Below are 18,199 nucleotides of genomic sequence, written 5' to 3'. Positions count from 1 at the left end.
GCTTCAAAATGGCCACGTTCATGGCCGATTTCCAGCACCAGAATGGCCTCTTCCTTCATGTGCGCAGGCGCATCTTGCAGCAGCTTGCGCACGAAATCCATGCCATCCACCCCGCCGGCCATGTTGCCGTCGAGCGCGAGCGGGGGTTCCGCCAGAAATTCAGGCGGCAGCGCGGCCATGCTCGCGGCGTTGACATAAGGCGGGTTGCACAAGATCAGGTCGTAAAGGCCGCCGTGCTCGGGCAGGCCGTCGCCCTGATGCAGGGTGATGCGCTGCTGCAGGCCGTGGCGCTCCACATTGATTTTTGCCACTTCGAGCGCGTCCGCACTGATGTCGGAGGCCTGCACCCTCACATCCGGATAAACCAGCGCGGCCAATACCGCCAGACTGCCGTTGCCGGTGCACAGGTCGAGCACCTTGTGGGTGGATTCGCTGAGCCAGTAGTCAAGGCCGCCCTCGACCAGCACCTCGGCGATCAGAGCGCGCGGCACGATGGCGCGCTCATCGACATAGAACGCCACGCCCTGCAGCCAGGCTTCGTGGGTCAGGTAGGCGGCCGGCTTGCGGGTGTCTATGCGCGTCTTGATGAGCTCCGCTATCTTGGCTTGCTCGGCGGGCGTGACCAGCCGATCGGGAGGAGCCGCTTCGGTCGCGTCAGTGTGTTCCAGGGGCGTGTCGAGCGGCAAGCCGAGTTGCCACAGCACCAGCCAGGCAGCCTCGTCGAAGGCATTCTGCGTGCCATGGCCAAAAACGACACCAGCTTGCTCAAGCTGGTGGGCTGCCAGGGTCACGCATTCCAGCAGGGTGATGTCACTGCGTTGTGCCTGGCGCTTCTTCATGCCAACAACTGCGCATGCAGGTTTTCCAGTGTCCGGCGGTAGATGTTTTTCAGCGGCTCAATATCACTCAGGGCAATATGCTCATTGATTTTGTGGATGCTGGCGTTGGGCGGGCCGAACTCGATCACCTGCGGGCAGAGCTTGGCAATGAAACGGCCGTCACTGGTGCCGCCGCTGGTGGAGAGCTTGGGAGTCAGACCGGTCTCGGCATGAATGGCATCCACCACCGCATCCACCAGCGTCCCAGGGGGCGTCAAAAAGGGCAGGCCGCTGAGGGTCCAGGCCAGATCGTAGGCCAGATCATGGCGGTCCAGCACCGCTTGCAGACGATTTTGCAGGGTTTCAGGCGTGGATTCGGTGGAAAACCGGAAGTTGAAGTCAAGCACCACCTCGCCCGGAATTACGTTGCTGGCACCTGCGCCGCCGTGAATGTTACTGACCTGCCAGCTGGTGGGCGGGAAAAAGGCGTTGCCCTGATCCCATTCGATGGTGATCAATTCGGCCAGCGCGGGCGCCAGCAGATGAATGGGGTTGTTGGCCAGTTGCGGGTAGGCAATGTGGCCCTGGGTTCCTTTGACGGTGAGCTTGCCGCCCAAGGAGCCGCGGCGGCCGTTCTTGATCATGTCACCGGTATGCGTGACTGCGGTGGGTTCGCCCACAATGCAGTAGTCCAGCACCTCGCCACGGGCTTGCAGCATTTCACAGACTTTGACGGTGCCGTCCACGGCCGGGCCTTCTTCATCGCTGGTCAGCAAAAAACCGATCGCCAGCGGCGACCCGGGACGCGCCGCGACAAATTCTTCCGTGGCCACCACAAACGCGGCCAGTGAGGTCTTCATGTCAGCCGCGCCACGGCCGAACAATTTGCCTTCGCGCAGCGTGGGCTTGAACGGATCGCTGTCCCAAAGCTTGACCGGCCCGGTGGGCACGACATCGGTGTGACCGGCAAAGACAAGCAGTTTCGAAGTGCCAGATGCGTGTGCCGCGCCACCGGCCGGCCGCTTGGCCCACAGGTTGGTGACCTCACCACCCGGCGGGCCGCTAACCAGGGTTTCGAGCTGGAAACCAATGGCCTGCAGGCGCGCACCAATGCGCTGCTGGCAGTGCGCATCGCTTGGCGTTTCGGATGGGCAGGCGATCAGGTCACAGGCCAGGTCGAGGGTAGGGTTCATGGGCGGGCTCAATGGTTTAGGTCGAGCGTGATGTCGGTAAAGGATGGCTCGTCGTTCTGTTCTTCGACGACCGCGGCCTTGGCGCGCGCCTTGAAGTCGTTTTGCATGCGCCACATCAGGTTGGTGGGCGAGTCGGCGTTGGCCACGCCTTCCTTGCGGTCGATGATGCCTTCGGTGATCAGGCGGGCAATGTCTCCCTCAAACGTCTGACTGCCCTCGGCCATGGATTTTTCCATGGCTTCCTTGATGGCTGAAAAATCACCTTTTTCAATTAATTCAGCCACCAGTTTGGTGTTCAGCAAGACCTCGACCGCTGGGCTCCTGGTTTCTGCCAGGTTGCGGATCAGGCGCTGCGAAATGATGGCTTTCAGGGCCGACGCCAGGTCGCCGAGCATGGTCATGCGGACTTCGACCGGGTAAAAGCTGAGGATGCGATTGAGCGCCTGGTAACTGTTGTTGGCGTGCATGGTGGCCAGGCACAAATGCCCGGTCTGGGCGTAGGCGATGGCGGCGGACATGGTTTCACGGTCACGGATTTCACCGATCAGGATCACGTCGGGGGCTTGCCGCAGGGCGTTTTTAAGGGCGACTTCTGTGGTCTCGGTGTCGGCGCCAACTTCGCGCTGGTTGATCATGGCGCGCTTGTTCTTGAACAGATATTCGATCGGGTCTTCAATCGTGAGGATGTGGCCCGTCATACTGGCGTTGCGGTGGTCGATCATGGCCGCCAGGCTGGTGCTTTTGCCTGAACCTGTTGCACCAACCACCAGGATCAGGCCGCGTTTTTGCAGCATCAGGTCGGCCAGCGAGGGCGGCAAACCCAGTGTTTCGAGCGGCGGTATGTCGTTGATGATCAGTCGTATCACTACCGCATAGGTCCCGCGCTGGCGCATGGCGCTGATCCGGAAACGTCCCAGATCGGGTATTGACCAGGCGATATTGAGCTCGTGGGTGTCCTCCAACTCCAGAATTTTCTCGGGCGGCAGGATTTCCGCAAGCAGCTTCAAGGGTGCATCGGGCGGCAAGATCTGGCTGTTGATGGGCAGACACTCGCCGTAGATGCGGATCAGGGCGACCGAGTTGGCTGACAAATAGATGTCAGAGGCTTTCTTTTCAGACATCAAGCGCAGGATGCGCTCCATGGTGCCCGTAGGCGCCGCGCTGGTGTTCTCGATGAGTGCCATGTGGATGCCTTTTGAATAAATATTTGCAGGGCCGGATCAACTCGGGCGCTTGTGGGGGTGTCCGTCAAGGGCGCAGCAGCTCATTCAAACTGGTTTTGGCGCGGGTTTGCGCATCGACGTGCTTGACGATGATGGCGGCGTACAGGCTGTATTTGCCGCCTTCCTTGGGCAGGTTGCCGCTGATGACCACCGAGCCCGCCGGGATGCGGCCGTAGCTCACAGTATCCGTCGCGCGATCGTAAATGGGCGTGCTCTGGCCAATGTAAACCCCCATGGAAATGACCGAGTTTTCTTCCACGATCACGCCTTCAACAATCTCGGAGCGGGCGCCGATGAAGCAGTTGTCTTCGATGATGGTGGGGTTGGCCTGCATGGGTTCGAGCACGCCGCCAATGCCCACGCCGCCGCTCAGGTGCACGTTTTTGCCGATCTGCGCGCAGGAGCCCACCGCCGCCCAGGTGTCAACCATGGTGCCTTCATCGACATAGGCGCCAATGTTGACAAAAGACGGCATCAGCACCACGCCTTTGGCCAGGTAGCTGCCCCGGCGCGCCACAGCGGGCGGCACAATGCGCACGCCGGTGGCCTGCAGGCCGGACTCGGTCATGTGGGCAAATTTGGTCGGCACCTTGTCGTAAAAAGCCAGGTCGCCGGCTTTGACGACCGTGTTGTCCTTGAGCCGAAAGCTCAGCAGCACAGCTTTTTTGATCCACTGGTGCGTGGTCCATTGGCCCACACCATCGCGGGTGGCCACGCGCAGATGGCCGGTATTGAGCCCCTGAATCACATGTTCAACCGCGTCGCTGACCTCTTTGGGGGCAGAGTTGACGGAGATGTTGGCGCGGTCTTCCCACGCGGCATCGAGAATGGTTTGCAGTTGTTGGGTCATGGCAATGGCTTGGATAAATGAGAGTACAAAAAAGATTATTTGGCGCGCTTGCGGACAAATTCGACGATGCGCCGGGCCGCTTCCAGGCATTCTGCCGTGTCGGCCACCAACGCCATGCGAATGCGCCCGGCACCGGGATTGTGGCCCTGCGCCTCACGCGCCAGGTAGGAGCCGGGCAGCACAGTCACATTGTAAAGAGCGTGCAAATCACGGGCAAAGTCGGTGTCGCTGCCCTTGATTTTGGCCCAGAGGTAAAAACCGGCATCGGGCAAGGCCACATCAAGCACTTCGGCCAGCAGCGGCGTGACTTCGGCAAACTTGGCTTTGTAGAGCGCGCGGTTCTCAACGACATGGGCTTCGTCACGCCAGGCAGCCAGGCTCGCGGCCTGCACCACCGGGCTCATGGCGCAGCCGTGGTAGGTGCGGTAGAGCAGAAATTGCGCCAGGATGGCCGCGTCGCCCGCCACAAAACCGCTGCGCATACCCGGCACATTGCTGCGCTTGGACAGGCTGGTCAACGAGATCAGGTTTTTGAAGTCGGTGCGGCCCAGTTGGGCGGCCGCTTGCAGGCCGCCCAGGGGCGGGTCATTGCGGAAATAGATTTCGCTGTAGCACTCGTCTGATGCAATGACAAAGCCAAAGCGGTCGCTCAAGTCAAACAGTTTTCGCCATTCGCTCAAGCCCATGACCGCGCCGGTGGGGTTGCCCGGCGAGCACACGAAGATTTGCTGGGTGCGTGCCCACACCGACTCGGGCACGCTGTCCCAATCCGGGGCAAAGTTGCGCGCCGGGTCGCTGGCCACGTAATACGGTTCGGCCCCGGCCAGCAGTGCAGCGCCTTCGTAGATTTGATAAAACGGATTCGGGCATACCACCAGCGGCTTTTGGTTTGCGGCGCCGGTTTGGGCGGGGTTGATGACGGTTTGCGTGAGCGCAAACAGCCCCTCGCGCGAGCCGTTCACCGGCAGCATCTGCGTGAGCGGGTTCATATGCAGACCGTAGCGGGTATGCAGCCAGGCGGCAAAGGCCTCGCGCAACGCGGGCTCGCCCGCCGTGGCCGGGTAGCTGGCCAGCCCGCTGGGTGTGCGATGGATGGACTCCACCATGGCTTGCTGGATGAAGACCGGTGTGGGGTGCCTGGGTTCGCCCAGGCCCAGACTGATCGGGGTGTAAGCCGGATTGGGTGTGATGCCGGCAAAAAGCTGGCGCAGTCGCTCGAACGGGTAGGGCTTTAAAAGGGCGAGAAGTGGATTCATGGGGCGCGATTATCCCTTGTCCGGTACGCCTGCCGCGGTGCTGAAGTCTGTTCCCCACACACCATCTCAAAAGCTCCGCAAGCTCCTGCAAGCCACACCCAGCCCCAGCCAGCGTTTGGCAGCGCTTTGCAGCAGCTTGGGGTCGCCGGTGCTGAAGAGCCGGCATTGGCCAGTTGCCAAGTCAGGCGAGTGGCTGGGCAACAGACGGCGGGTCTGGCGCGCTACCGGTTCACCGTTGTCCACTAGATGCACCGCGGGGCCGACGAAAGACCGCAGAATCTGGCTGGCAAATCACTACTGTCCGGTAAACACGGTTCTGATTTGACGCGAACCCAATAGCCGTGCGGGTTTGCGAGCGAAAAAGTTTGGTGTCGATTTGAATTTCATGGTCGTTTTTACTGGTAATTTCCCTAGCTTGACAATTCTGGGAAATTATTGCCAATTCTGGAAAGACGCTTTTCGCGCAGGTAATGGACTTCGTCCCTTGGACCAGCTTCTCTCGCATCGTGGCTCGCTACTCGGGGGATGCGCGGGTCTCGACGTTGCCCAGCACTGAGCACTTTCGCATCATGGCCTACGCGCAACTGACCTGGCGTGAATCTCTGCGCGATATCGAGGCCACGTTGAGCGCCAATGCGACCAAGCTGTACGGCATGGGTCTGCGTCAAGCAGTGCGTCGATCTACCCTGGCTGATGCCAACGAACGGCGTGACTGGCGTATCTGGGCTGACTTCGCTGCGGTCTTGATTCGCCGTGCCAACAAGCTTTACGCAGATGAACCGCTGGGGCTGGATGTGAACATCGCTGGCAAGGTGTACGCCCTGGATTCGAGCACCATCGATCTGTGCCTGAGTCTGTTTGGCTGGGCGCCGTTTCGCACCACCAAGGCGGCCATCAAGCTGCATACGCTGCTGGACTTGCGCGGCAGCATTCCAAGCTTCATTCACATCAGCGACGGCAAGATGGGCGATGTCAATGTGCTCGATATCTTGCCTCTGGAGGCTGGAGCCTTCTACATCATGGATCGGGGCTATCTGGACTTTACGCGCTTGTACACGATGCATCAGGCGGGTGCCTTTTTTGTGACACGCGCCAAGTCCAACTTCAATGCGCGTCGCGTGTATTCGGCCAAGGTGGATAAGGCCACTGGCGTGGCGTGTGATCAGTCGGTGATACTCAATGGGGTCAAGGCGGCCAAAGACTACCCCGAGCATTTGCGCCGGGTGCGATACAAGGACCCCACGGGTAACACGTTGATATTTTTGACCAACAACACGGCACTGCCTGCGCCGGTGATTGCCCAGCTTTACAAGAACCGCTGGCAAGTGGAATTGTTCTTCAAGTGAATCAAGCAGCATCTGCGTATCAAGAAGTTTTTGGGCACCAGCGAGAACGCGGTGAAGACGCAGGTTTGATGCGCCATCGCCACCTACGTTTTGATCGCCATTGTCAAAAAAGAGTTGCAACTGAAATCCTCGCTCTACACTTGTCTACAGATTTTGTCGGTCTCGGTTTTCGCGAAAACCCAGGTTTCATGCGCCTTGCAGCCCGGTGACTTACAAAATCAACCAGTACCCATCTCCAACCAATTAATTTTGTTCGACTTTTGACCGGACAGTAGTGCTGGCAAATGGGTAATGGGTGCAGCCCAATACCAACGTGTCAATGTCGCCCGCCTGGCCACCAAACTGACCCATGGCGCCGGTGTACTGGCGACACAGCGCGATGATGTTGTCGGTATCGTCGCGCTCGATCGCATCGGCCAGCCCATCGCAGGGCTGGCAGACAAAGTGGGCCGGAGCCGCCAAACTCGCCAGCAGGGCCTGGAATTTTTGGCTGTTGAGCGTGCCGCGCGTGGCCATGACGCCGATGTGCCCCTGGTGTGACTCAAGGTGATGGCGGGCTTGAGCGCCGGTTCGACGCCAACGATGGGTAGGTGAGGGTAATCCTGACGCAGCAGATGGATTGCCGCCGCCGTGGCGGTGTTGCAGGCGATGACCAAGACCTGGATGGCCATCGCTGGCTGACTGATCAAGTATTGGCTGATGGCACGAGCGCGCTCCAGCACGAAACCGGGGTCGCGCTCGCCGTAAGGCGCAAAGCCGCTGTCGGCCACATAGACGAAGTCATCATGGGGCAGCTCGGCCCGCAGCGCCTTGAGGATGCTCAAGCCCCCGACGCCGCTGTCGAAAACGCCGATAGGGCGTTTTGAATAATTAACAAAGGTAAACCCCCGGCTCTACCGGGGTGACAGCAGGAGTTTGACGTTTACTTTTATAAGAAAGCGAATGCCGAAGAAAATACACGTTCACTCCGGATGAAATCCGGCAGTTTCGGGTCGGCGGTCACAAGAACACTATGAATGACACCCCATGTTCACTTCTACGTTGTGGACCAGTTGCACCAAGCGTGGTCCGAGATCATTCATTAACGCCTCACGCTGCAATAAGAAGGCTGGGCCGCCACAATTGAAAGCCATCATCTCTTCGCCGTCCGGGTCGATCAACGGCACACCCACGGCATTTATATTGGCTTCCCAATCGCCCACTGAAACGCAGAAGCCGTGGTCTTGATAGTCCTTGAATCCCTGTTCCAAACTGGCTTTAATCTGCGGCCATTTTTCTTCATTTCCCAAGCGGATGTGATCCATCAGAAAATCACGCTCGGTCTGTGGCAGCGCGCACAACAGGGCCTTTCCCATCGCCGTCGTGGCCATGGGGATGTGCGAGCCGACATCTCGCCGAAGCGCGACAGCCGAACTGCTTCGGCAGCTTTCGATGTACACCATGTCCAGGCGATCACGGATGCCGATCGAGACACTGGCTTGGGAGTGCTCGGCAAGCTCGCGCATGGCGGGGCGCGCCAGTTTGCGCACATCAAGATTTGAAAGCAAGGAGTTGCCCAAGGAAAGCACCCCCGAGCCCAAGTGATATTGCCCTCGATCGCTTGAGAAATCGAGATAGCCGAGCTTGGTTAGCGTATAGGTCAGCCGCGAAATTGTCGGCTTCGGCATTCCGGTCCGCTTTGCCAACTCGGTGTTGCTCAGGTACTTCTCACCCGGGAGAAAACAACGCAGTATTTCCAGTCCTCGCGCCAAAGCGTTCACGAATTGCCGATCTTTATTTTTCTGGCCATCGCTAAAGGTTTGACTCTGATCTTCCATGTATCGACTCCATTGATTTTCATTGAAGCGGCTCGCGAACCCAGGCAAATTGGATGGAAGCTCGAATACTCAATGCCAAATTGTAAATTAATCTTCGGAATAAATATTCGCACAGCGAAACAAACAGCCAAGCCTGTTCAATCGTCCGCCAAAGGGGGAATGGCTATGTAACTCCGGTTTGCTACGGCCTGCTGAAATCAACAGGGTAATCGACAAGATCGATCATCTGATGCTTCCCGCTCACAAATCAAGCTTCGACAAGGCGCCTTTATGTTTCTGGCCAGTGGCCAGAGGCGGTTCCGAGGAACAGGATGTGCAGTCTAGCGGTATCGCGTGGCACTAGATATCGAATTGATACGGATGCAACCTAATGACACATTGGCGACAGAGGACGTCAGCCTTTTTTGCTCTGTCGACAAAAAACAGGCTATATTCTGTTTCAAATATGTAATGCGAACTAGCATTTCGCTCTGCAAAACATTAAATTTGGAGACATCTGAAATGAGCCAGGACCCGTCCACCGAAGTCGTCGTCCGCGAACTGCGTGGCAGCGTTCTTCTCGTCACGATCAATAACCCACCGGTCAACGCGCTGGGTGTCGCAGTGCGGCGCGGCATCGTGGCTGCGATCGACGCAGCCGATGCAGACTCCGCCGTCCAGGCGGTGCTCATCATCGGGACAGGCCGCAACTTCATCGCAGGCGCAGATATCCGCGAGTTCGGCAAGCCGCCACTGCCGCCGTCATTGCCGGATGTCTGCAACCGGATCGAAGCCTGCAGCAAACCCGTGGTGGCAGCGATCCACGGCGCGGCGCTGGGCGGTGGCCTGGAGATCGCGCTCGCGGCCCACTACCGATTGGCGGCGACCGATGCAAAGCTTGGACTGCCCGAGGTTCTGCTCGGCTTGATGCCTGGCGCAGGCGGCACCCAACGCACACCCCGTTTGATCGGGGCAAAAGCTGCCTTGGATCTGATGCTCAGCGGCCGCCACATGGGGGCCGAAGAAGGGCATGCGCTCGGTTTGGTTGACCGGCTGGGATCCAGCAATGACATCTTGGCGGATGGATTGGCTTACGCGCAAGAATTGCTGGCCACGCACGCCCCGGTGCGCCGCATGCGAGATGCCCATGCGGTTTCTGACCGGCAGGCGAATCGAGCTGCCATTGAGGCTGCGCGTGACGAAACCGCGAAGAAGTCACGCACTCTGTTCTCGCCACTGAAGATAATTGAAGCCGTCGAGGCCGCACTTGATCGTGATTTCGACGAAGGCCTGCTCCTTGAGCGCGAGCTGTTTCTGCAATGCCTCGACAGCCCCCAGCGCGCCGGACTGGTCCACGCTTTCTTCGCCGAGCGTGAGGTGCTCAAAGCCCCCGAGACGCGCAACACGAAGCCGCGCGCCTTCAACCATGTGGGATTGGTGGGCGGTGGAACGATGGGCGCGGGCATCGCGGTGGCAGTACTCGATGCGGGCCTGCTTGTGACGATGATCGAGCGTGACGAAGCGGCGCTGGCACGCGGGCGTGCCCATATCGAAAAGGTCTACAACGGCCTGATCGCCAAGGGGCGCATGACACCTGCTGCCAAGGCGGCTAACATGGCGCGCTTCGTCGGTAGCACCTTGTATGACGCACTCGCACCAGCCGATGTCGTGATTGAGGCCGTCTACGAGGACATGGCAGTCAAGCAGGCTGTTTTCGCAGAACTCGACCGCGTGTGCAAACCTGGTGCGGTGCTGGCCAGCAACACGTCGTATCTCGACATCGACGCCATCGCCGCCAGCATTTCACGTCCAACGGACGTCGTGGGCCTGCATTTTTTCTCGCCTGCCAACATCATGAAGTTGCTCGAGATCGTCGTCCCGGCCAAGGTCTCGGCGGACGTCGTGGCCACCGCATTCGAACTCGCGAAGAAGCTGCACAAGGTGCCGGTGCGGGCTGGCGTATGCGACGGTTTCATCGGCAACCGGATTCTCGCGGCTTATCGCATGGCGGCCGACTGCATGATGGAAGACGGCGCCTCGCCTTACCAGATCGACCAGGCCGTGCGTAACTTCGGCTACCCGATGGGGCCGTTCCAGGTGTCTGACCTGGCTGGCGGTGACATCGGCTGGGCCACGCGAAAGCGCAAGGCCGTCACACGCGATCCGCGGGCACGTTATGTACAAATTGCCGACCGCATCTGCGAGCGTGGCTGGTTCGGTCAGAAGACGGGCCGCGGCTACTACCTGTACCCTGACGGCGCCCGCACCGGAACGCCCGATCCCGAGGTTGAGGCCATCATCGATGCCGAGCGCGCGCGGGCCGGCATCACGCCGCGCAGCTTCACCGACGAAGAGATCATGCGCCGCTACATGGCCGCGATGATCAACGAAGGCGCCAATGTGGTGCACCAGCGCATCGCGCTGCGCCCGCTCGACGTGGACGTGACCTTCCTGTATGGCTACGGCTTTCCACGCCATCGCGGCGGCCCGATGAAGTACGCCGACACGGTGGGTCTGCCCAAGGTGCTGGCCGACATCCGCGAATTCGCCAAAGAAAACCCTTTGTTCTGGCAGCCTTCGGCGTTGCTGGTCGAACTGGTCGAGCACGGCGCCAATTTCGACAGTCTTAATAAACTCGAATAACCACGTTTCAGGAACACATCATGCGCGAAGCCGTCATCGTTTCTACCGCCCGCACGCCGCTAACCAAGGCGCACCGGGGCGAATTCAATATCACGCCGGGCTCCACGCTCGCCGCCTTCGCGGTGCGGGCGGCGGTGGAGCGCGCTGGTATCGACCCCGCGCTGATCGAGGATGCGATCCTTGGTTGTGGGTATCCGGAAGGCACCACCGGCCGCAACGTGGCGCGTCAAGCCATCATCCGCGCAGGTCTGCCGATCACCATTGCGGGTGCCACAGTGAGCCGCTTCTGCGCCTCCGGGCTGCAGGCCATCGCCATGGCAGCGGGACGCATCATCGTGGAGGGTGCACCTGCCATGATTGCAGGCGGCGTAGAAAGTATTTCGCACATACGCACCCGGCAAGATGGTGACAGCGGCATCAACCCGTGGATCGTCCAGCACAAGCCCGAGTTGTACTTGTCGATGATCGAAACCGCCGACATTGTGGCCGCACGCTATGGCATCGGACGCGAGGCGCAGGATCGCTTCTCGGTCGAGAGCCAACGCAAGACGGAGGAGGCGCAACTTGCCGGCCGTTACCGGGAAGAAATCGTGGCATGCACGACCGAGATGGCGGTGACCAACAAAGAAACCAAAGTCGTGACCCATGCAGAAGTGACTGTGGACGCCGACACCTGCAACCGGCGCGGGACCACCTACGAAGGCCTGGCCCGATTGGCGCCGGTGAATGGCCCGGACAAGTTTGTCACCGCCGGCAATTCCTCTCAACTCTCCGACGGCGCCGCTGCTTGCGTGATGATGGAGGCAAAGGAAGCAGAGCGCGCCAACTTGGAGCCGCTGGGCGCCTTTCGCGGCCTGGCGCTTGCCGGTTGCGAGCCCGACGAAATGGGCATCGGCCCCGTGTTCGCTGTACCCAAACTGCTGGCACGCCACGGCCTGAAGGTTGACGACATCGGTTTGTGGGAACTCAACGAGGCATTCGCCTCGCAGTCAATCTATTGCCAACAGCGACTCGGCATCCCCGATGAGCGGCTTAACGTCAATGGCGGCGCGATTTCCATTGGGCATCCATTCGGTATGACAGGCGCGCGCCTCACCGGCCACCTGTTGATTGAAGGAAAACGGCGCGGCGTGAAATATGGGGTCGTCACCATGTGCATCGCGGGCGGCATGGGCGCCGCAGGGCTGTTCGAGATTTATTGAGGAGAATTGGCATGGATTTGAATTTCACCACTGAAGAAGAAAACTTTCGCAGCGAAGTGCGCACTTTTCTGGCCGACAAACTGCCGACCCGTTTGTCAGACAAGGTCGCCAATGGCAAGCACCTGTCCAAGGCGGACATGCAGGAATGGCATGCCATCCTCAATGCGCGCGGTTGGCTCGCCAACCATTGGCCCGAGCAGTACGGCGGTCCCGGCTGGAACGCTGTCGAAAGATTTATCTTCGAGCATGAGTGCTGCCTCGCCAGCGCACCGCGTATCGTTCCCTTCGGCGTCAACATGCTCGGGCCCGTGCTGATCAAGTTTGGCAACGAGGAACAGAAGCGCCATTGGTTACCTCGCATTCTCGATGGCTCCGACTGGTGGTGCCAGGGCTACTCGGAGACAGGCGCGGGCTCTGACCTGGCGGCGGTTAACACCAGCGCCGTGCGTGGCCGCGATGCGCAGGGTGAGCACTATATTGTCAATGGGCAAAAGGCCTGGACCACGCTCGGCCAGTACGCCAACATGATCTTCTGCCTGGTGCGCACCAATCGCGAGGCAAAGAAGCAGCAAGGCATCAGCTTTCTGCTGATCGACATGACGACACCCGGCGTTGAGGTGCGCCCCGTCATCACCCTTGACGGCGTGCACGAAGTCAACGAGGTGTTCTTCACCGATGTGCGCGTTCCAGCAGAAAACCTGGTCGGCGAGGAGGACAAGGGCTGGACTTGCGCCAAGTATCTGTTGACCTACGAACGCACCAATATCGCCGGCATCGGCCTTTCCGTCGCGGCCTTGGAGCGGCTCAAGGGCGTCGCCACCCAGCAGACGAAAAACGGTCGACCCCTGGCAGAGGACCCGTTGTTTGCCGCCCGTATGGCCCGCGTCGAGATCGACCTTGAGAACATGAAGACCACCAATCTGCGCATGATTGCGGCTGTCGTTGGTGGTGGTGTTCCAGGGGCTGAAAGCTCCATGCTAAAGATTCGCGGCACACAGATCCGCCAGGAGATATCGTCCTTGAGTCGACGCGCCATGGGGCCCTATGCGCGGCCTTTCATCAAAGAAGCGCTAGAGGACGGCTATAGCGGCTTGCAAGTTGGACCTGAGGCTGCAGCAAGCGCGGCAGCTGTCTACTTCAACAACCGCAAGTTGTCGATCTTCGGCGGCTCTAACGAGATCCAGAAAAACATTATCTCCAAGATGATTCTTGGACTGTGAGGGTACGAACATGAACTTTGAACACACAGAAGAACGGCGCATGCTGGCTGACAGCCTGAACCGCTTTATCGCCGAGCAGTACAGCTTCGAAAAACGCGACCACATCGCCAAATCGCCTCACGGCTTCAGCCCTAAAATTTGGCAGAATTTTGCCGAACTGGGCGTGATCGGCGCCTTGTTTCGGGAGGCTGATGGCGGCTTCGGCGGCGGCGGTTTTGATATTGCAGTGGTCTTTGAGGCGCTTGGTCGCGGCTTGGTGGTCGAGCCACTTCTTGGCAGCGCGGTGCTTGCGGGCGAGGCGATTGCTAGCGCCGGCGATGAGGTGCAAAAGGCCGTCTTGGCCGACCTCATCAGTGGCACTACCGTCGCCGCGCTGGCGCATGATGAGCCCGACAAGCACTACGAACTGGCGCGAGTGCTCACACGTGCCGAACGCAGCGACAAGGGCTGGGTGTTGAATGGCACCAAGGCGGTCGTGCTGCAAGGCGAGCGGGCTGATTTGTTCGTCATTTCGGCTCGCTCCGCTGGGGCGGTTGACGACGAGGCCGGCATCTCACTGTTCTTGGTGCCCGCAAAGACCCCTGGCTTGGTAGTGCGTGGTTGCTCCGCCATCGACGGTGGCCGCGTCGCTGAACTGAGTTTGAGCGACGTGGCCCTTGACACGCAGGCGCTGCTGGGCGTGCAGGGGCAAGGATACGCTACGCTTGAGCGCGCCATCGGCCGGGGTGTACTGGCGCTGTGTGCCGAGTCGTTGGGTGCCATGGAAGCGGCCAAGTCGGCCACGCTGGGGTACCTGCGCACGCGTAAACAGTTTGGCGTCTTCATTGGAAGCTTTCAGGCCCTGCAGCACCGTATGGCCGACTTGCTGCTGGAGATCGAGCAGGCCCGTTCAGCCGTGATCAATGCTGCTGCGGCGCTTGATGCGGATCGGCTGACGCGCGAACGCGCTTTGTCGGCTGCAAAGTTCAGCATCGGGCGAATCGGCACGCTGGTGGCCGAGGAGAGCATCCAGATGCACGGTGGCATTGGTATGACCTGGGAACTGCCGTTGGCCCACTATGCCAAACGTCTGGTGATGATCGACCACCAGTTTGGCGATGAAGATCATCATCTGCAGCGTTTCATCGCTCTGGGCAAGCAGTTGGCAGCATGAGCACCGCCGTCTTGATTCGACAGGAAGGCGCGGTGCGCATCCTGATCAACAACAATCCTGGCAAGCGCAACGCGATCACGGCGGGGTTGTATGCCGAACTGCCGGCAGCGCTGGTCCAAGCACAGGCTGATGGCGAGGTTGGCGCTGTTGTGCTAACCGGCGCCGGCGATTTCTTTTGCTCGGGGGGCGATCTCGGTCAGCTTGCCCTGCGTCGGGCCATGGCCCCGGCGCAGCGGCGCCAGGGCCTAGAAGGCTTGCACGACTTGATCCGTGCGATTCGCCATTGCGGCAAGCCAGTCATCGCTGCCGTCGAGGGCGGTGCCGTGGGTGCCGGGCTGTCGATCATGTTGGCCTGCGACATGTCGGTCGTGGCGCGCAACGCCTTCTTCTCCGTGGCCTACGCCAAGGTTGGCCTGACACCAGACGGCGGTGCCACCGCTTTCCTGGCCGAGTTCGTCTCGCGCCAGATCCTGACAGAACTGTGTCTGACCGGGGACCGTATCACAGGCGATCGCCTGTACGCGATGGGTGCTGTGAACAGGCTGGTTGACCAGGGCGAAGCATTGGCTGAGGCCGTCGCCCTAGCTGCGCGGATATCTGCCGGTCCGACCCGAGCCAACGCACGCATCAAGACGCTGTGCCTGAACGCTTTCAAGGCCGATGTGGATGCCCAAATGGAATTCGAAGCGCAGCTCATGGTCGAATCGCAAGGTGACGCTGAAGCAGCCGAAGGGATCGGCGCCTTCCTTGCCAAACGGTCACCTGATTTTGTTGCGCTTCGTGGCAAGGTAAATGTGCAGTGATGCCTAAGGTTGTCAATTTTCGCGTCGCCCCACCACGAGCGCTCAAGTCATTGGACGATTGATGTCAAACACAAATTCTTCATTGCCGCTGGCGGGTGTGCGCGTTCTCGATCTTTCCCGCGTCTTGGCGGGGCCGTGGTGCGCCATGGTGCTGGGAGATCTCGGTGCCGAAGTGATCAAAGTCGAGCACACTGAGCGAGGCGACGACACGCGCGATTGGGGACTTCGCATTGGTGCGACCGAGACAGCCTACTTCAACAGCGTGAACCGTAACAAGCGATCCATCACCCTTGACCTGCAGACGCCCGAAGGCCAGGAGATCGCCAGCGACCTCGCGCGGAAAAGCGACGTCGTCATTCAGAATTTCAAATTTGGTGGAATAGAAAAGATGGGGCTAGGCTATGAGCAGTTGAGCGCTGAACACCCGGAGTTGATCTACTGCTCAATCACGGGCTATGACCGCACTGGCCCGGAAGCCGCACGCCCTGGCTATGACCTCGTGATCCAGGGCGAGACTGGTTTGATGGCACTTAACGGCGAGGCCAATCAGCCACCCTTGAAGTTCGGCGTTGCTGTGGTCGACATGGTCACGGGCATGTACGCTGCTCAAGCCATTTTGGCAACCCTGTATGAGCGCGAAAAGACGGGCAAAGGGCGACACATCGGCATGGCGTTGTTTGATTGCGGCCTGATGATCACTGCCTACTACGGACTGGAAGCCTTGCTCAAGGGTGAAGACCCGCCGCGCTACGGCAATGCACACCCTTCCATCATGCCCTATGGCGTTTACGACGCGCAAGACGGACCGTTGGTCGTCGCGTGCGGCAACAACAGCCAGTTCACGCGCTTTTGCACTGAGGTGATCGAGCGCCCAGATCTGGCAGCCGATGAACGTTTCAAGACCAACCTCAAACGCACCGCAAATCGGGAGTTGCTGGTGCTTGAAATCAAGCGCGAACTCTTGAGCAGGAAGCGCAAGGACCTACTCGATCGTCTGACCCTCGCCGGGATACCATGCGGTGAGGTGGCTGGCTTGCATGAGGCGCTGACTTCGAAGCGAGCGATCGATGCAGGGCTGGTGACCACCATGCCCCACCCCGATGCAGGCAACGTCCACGTACTGGCGCCGCCCTACCGCTTCGACGGCGAGCGCTTGCCCGTGCGGAGCGCGCCACCGCCCCTAGGCGAAGGCACAAAACAGGTGTTGCAGACGCTTCTTGGGATGTCCGACGAAAAGATAGCCCAGTTAGAGGCTAGCGGCGTCGTTTGACGTCTCCAGCGGGCACCGTACCACTTTCTTAAAAGGAGCACAACATGTTCAATCAGTAAACGTAAGAGAACAAGAGAGAGTGCGGCACCTTGGTCGTGGCACGCCCCGTGCCCTGCAAATGAGTCCTGGAAAGGACATGAGCGAAATAATTAAATTAACTAGTGAGACGGAAACAATGAAAAACACTTATAGACGCATAGGACTGGCAGCATTAGTGGCATGTGGGCTAGGATTTTCCATGGCCCAGGCAGATGAATTATTGGTTGGTGTCGAACTGCCCCTGACAGGCACCCTGGCCCGTGTCGGAGCGGGGATGCATGAAGGAATCATGGTTGCTGCGGACGTCTTTAACCGGACGAACAGCAAGCATAAGATAAAAATTATCACCGTTGACAACGAGTCGGCACCCGCCAAGGCGATTGCTGCCGTTGAAAAGCTGGCGAGCCAAGGTGTGCTTGCTATTGATGGTGGCTACGGCTCCAACAATATCGCCCCAGCATCCGATGCAGCCAACAAACTCGGCCTGGTCTACGTCACTTCAGGCGGCGTCGATGAAAGTCTTGTGAACAGCGGACGGAAAAATTTCTTTCGCATCAATAATTCCGCTGGCTATCTGAAGGCCATGGTCGGGCTTCTGGATGATCTGAAGATCAAGTCTGTCGCCATTTTGTATTCGACCAAAGAGGCAACGTCCGGTCTTGCGCATGATCTGGAGAAAACCCTGACGACCAAAGGCGTGACCGTGGTTGCCCACGCGTTCGATCCCGCGATCACTGACTTCAAGCCGATCATCAACAAGGTGAAATTGCAGGATAAATCCGAAGTCATCGCAATGGTCGGCTACGAAAACGACTACGTCGGCATCCTTCGTGCAGCGCGGGTGCTCAAGCCGAATGTCAAGGCCATGGTCGGCGTCTGGTCATTGGCTACACCCAAAATGGCGGCGGACTTCCCAGACCTGATGCCCAATGTTTATGGGACCGCTGTGCTCCCGTTCCCTGCAGAGTTCAAGACGGCCGAGGGTAAATCTTTTAGCGATACGTATCAGAAGCTGTACAAGAAAGAGCCAGACTATCTCGGTCAATTTGGCTATGTTCAGTCGATGTTGTTGTTCAATGCCATCGCTCGCGCAGCTGATAAAGGCACACTGAAAAAAGACGGTGTCGCAGAAGAGATGCGCAAGACCGATAGCGAAACGTTGATTGGTCGCGTTCAGTTCAGCAACAAGGGCGACAACTTGAATTTCAGCCACCGCATGGGCCAACATCAAGGCAACAAAATCGTCATCGTCTGGCCCCAGGCAGATGCAACGGGCAAGGCCAATTTCCCAGGCGTGCCCTGGTAGACAAGGCTCCAGGAACGCGAGAGTTGTCACTGACTGCGGTGCTGACTCTTTCGTGTCCCAACAAATCAACGGGATGAAGAT

Annotated in this window: 13 protein-coding genes and 2 pseudogenes; 8 read left to right on the top strand and 7 right to left on the bottom strand. The window is 59.3% G+C overall.

The genetic code is table 11. The annotated features are described in order from the left end of the window. From prmB to dapC, 5 genes are all read right to left on the bottom strand, one after another. On the bottom strand, positions 1–839 hold an 839-nt coding region (prmB, locus tag IBX54_RS06080; protein WP_296541769.1), incomplete at its 3' end, for a 50S ribosomal protein L3 N(5)-glutamine methyltransferase. Continuing rightward, complete coding sequence (gene dapE / locus IBX54_RS06075) at positions 836–2,011, bottom strand: succinyl-diaminopimelate desuccinylase (protein ID WP_296541768.1); 1,176 nt, start codon at positions 2,009–2,011, stop codon at positions 836–838. The genes dapE and prmB, both read right to left, overlap by 4 nt. Before the next feature lie 8 nt (positions 2,012–2,019). Continuing rightward, positions 2,020–3,195: a PilT/PilU family type 4a pilus ATPase gene (locus IBX54_RS06070; protein WP_296541767.1), complete on the bottom strand. Its 1,176-nt coding sequence runs from the start codon at positions 3,193–3,195 to the stop codon at positions 2,020–2,022. A gap of 64 nt (positions 3,196–3,259) precedes the next feature. Further along, positions 3,260–4,084 (bottom strand): 2,3,4,5-tetrahydropyridine-2,6-dicarboxylate N-succinyltransferase, encoded by an 825-nt coding sequence (gene dapD / locus IBX54_RS06065; RefSeq protein WP_296541766.1) that lies wholly within the window; start codon positions 4,082–4,084, stop codon positions 3,260–3,262. Positions 4,085–4,119: 35 nt separating this feature from the next. Continuing rightward, positions 4,120–5,340, bottom strand: coding sequence for a succinyldiaminopimelate transaminase (gene dapC, locus IBX54_RS06060; protein ID WP_296541765.1), 1,221 nt, complete (start codon positions 5,338–5,340; stop codon positions 4,120–4,122). A gap of 434 nt (positions 5,341–5,774) precedes the next feature. Between dapC and IBX54_RS06055 the strand changes: the two are divergent. Then, positions 5,775–6,950, top strand: a pseudogene (locus IBX54_RS06055) (IS4 family transposase). Here IBX54_RS06055 and murI read toward each other — a convergent pair. Beyond that, positions 6,948–7,540: pseudogene (murI, locus tag IBX54_RS06050) on the bottom strand (glutamate racemase); the annotation flags it as partial. The pseudogenes IBX54_RS06055 and murI sit on opposite strands and share 3 nt — an antisense overlap. Positions 7,541–7,696: 156 nt before the next feature. After that, a complete protein-coding gene (locus IBX54_RS06045) occupies positions 7,697–8,503 on the bottom strand; it encodes an IclR family transcriptional regulator (protein ID WP_296541764.1) in 807 nt (268 codons plus the stop codon). A gap of 501 nt (positions 8,504–9,004) precedes the next feature. Here IBX54_RS06045 and IBX54_RS06040 point away from each other — a divergent pair. The 7 genes from IBX54_RS06040 (at position 9,005) to IBX54_RS06010 (ending at position 18,118) form a co-directional block, all read left to right on the top strand. Beyond that, positions 9,005–11,125: a 3-hydroxyacyl-CoA dehydrogenase NAD-binding domain-containing protein gene (locus IBX54_RS06040; protein WP_296541763.1), complete on the top strand. Its 2,121-nt coding sequence runs from the start codon at positions 9,005–9,007 to the stop codon at positions 11,123–11,125. Between the two features lie 20 nt (positions 11,126–11,145). Then, entirely contained in the window at positions 11,146–12,327 is a 1,182-nt protein-coding gene (locus IBX54_RS06035) for an acetyl-CoA C-acyltransferase (protein WP_296541762.1), read from the top strand. A gap of 11 nt (positions 12,328–12,338) precedes the next feature. Next, positions 12,339–13,547, top strand: a complete 1,209-nt coding sequence (locus IBX54_RS06030; RefSeq protein ID WP_296541761.1) for an acyl-CoA dehydrogenase family protein — start codon at positions 12,339–12,341, stop codon at positions 13,545–13,547. Between the two features lie 10 nt (positions 13,548–13,557). Then, the gene (locus IBX54_RS06025) at positions 13,558–14,700 is read left to right on the top strand and encodes an acyl-CoA dehydrogenase (RefSeq protein ID WP_296541760.1); all 1,143 of its coding nucleotides are present in this window, start codon (positions 13,558–13,560) and stop codon (positions 14,698–14,700) included. Next, positions 14,697–15,503, top strand: coding sequence for an oxepin-CoA hydrolase, alternative type (locus tag IBX54_RS06020; protein ID WP_296541759.1), 807 nt, complete (start codon positions 14,697–14,699; stop codon positions 15,501–15,503). Before IBX54_RS06025 ends, IBX54_RS06020 begins: the two co-directional genes overlap by 4 nt. Positions 15,504–15,564: 61 nt before the next feature. Continuing rightward, positions 15,565–16,773, top strand: coding sequence for a CoA transferase (locus IBX54_RS06015; RefSeq protein ID WP_296541758.1), 1,209 nt, complete (start codon positions 15,565–15,567; stop codon positions 16,771–16,773). 175 nt (positions 16,774–16,948) lie between these two features. Further along, positions 16,949–18,118 (top strand): ABC transporter substrate-binding protein, encoded by a 1,170-nt coding sequence (locus IBX54_RS06010; RefSeq protein ID WP_296541770.1) that lies wholly within the window; start codon positions 16,949–16,951, stop codon positions 18,116–18,118. Positions 18,119–18,199: the final 81 nt, after the last annotated feature.

This window comes from Rhodoferax sp. (assembly GCF_014859475.1).
GTDB lineage: Bacteria > Pseudomonadota > Gammaproteobacteria > Burkholderiales > Burkholderiaceae_C > Rhodoferax.
The sequence above is the reverse complement of the archived record's forward strand: the minus strand, read 5'-3'. Positions and strand labels throughout refer to the sequence as shown.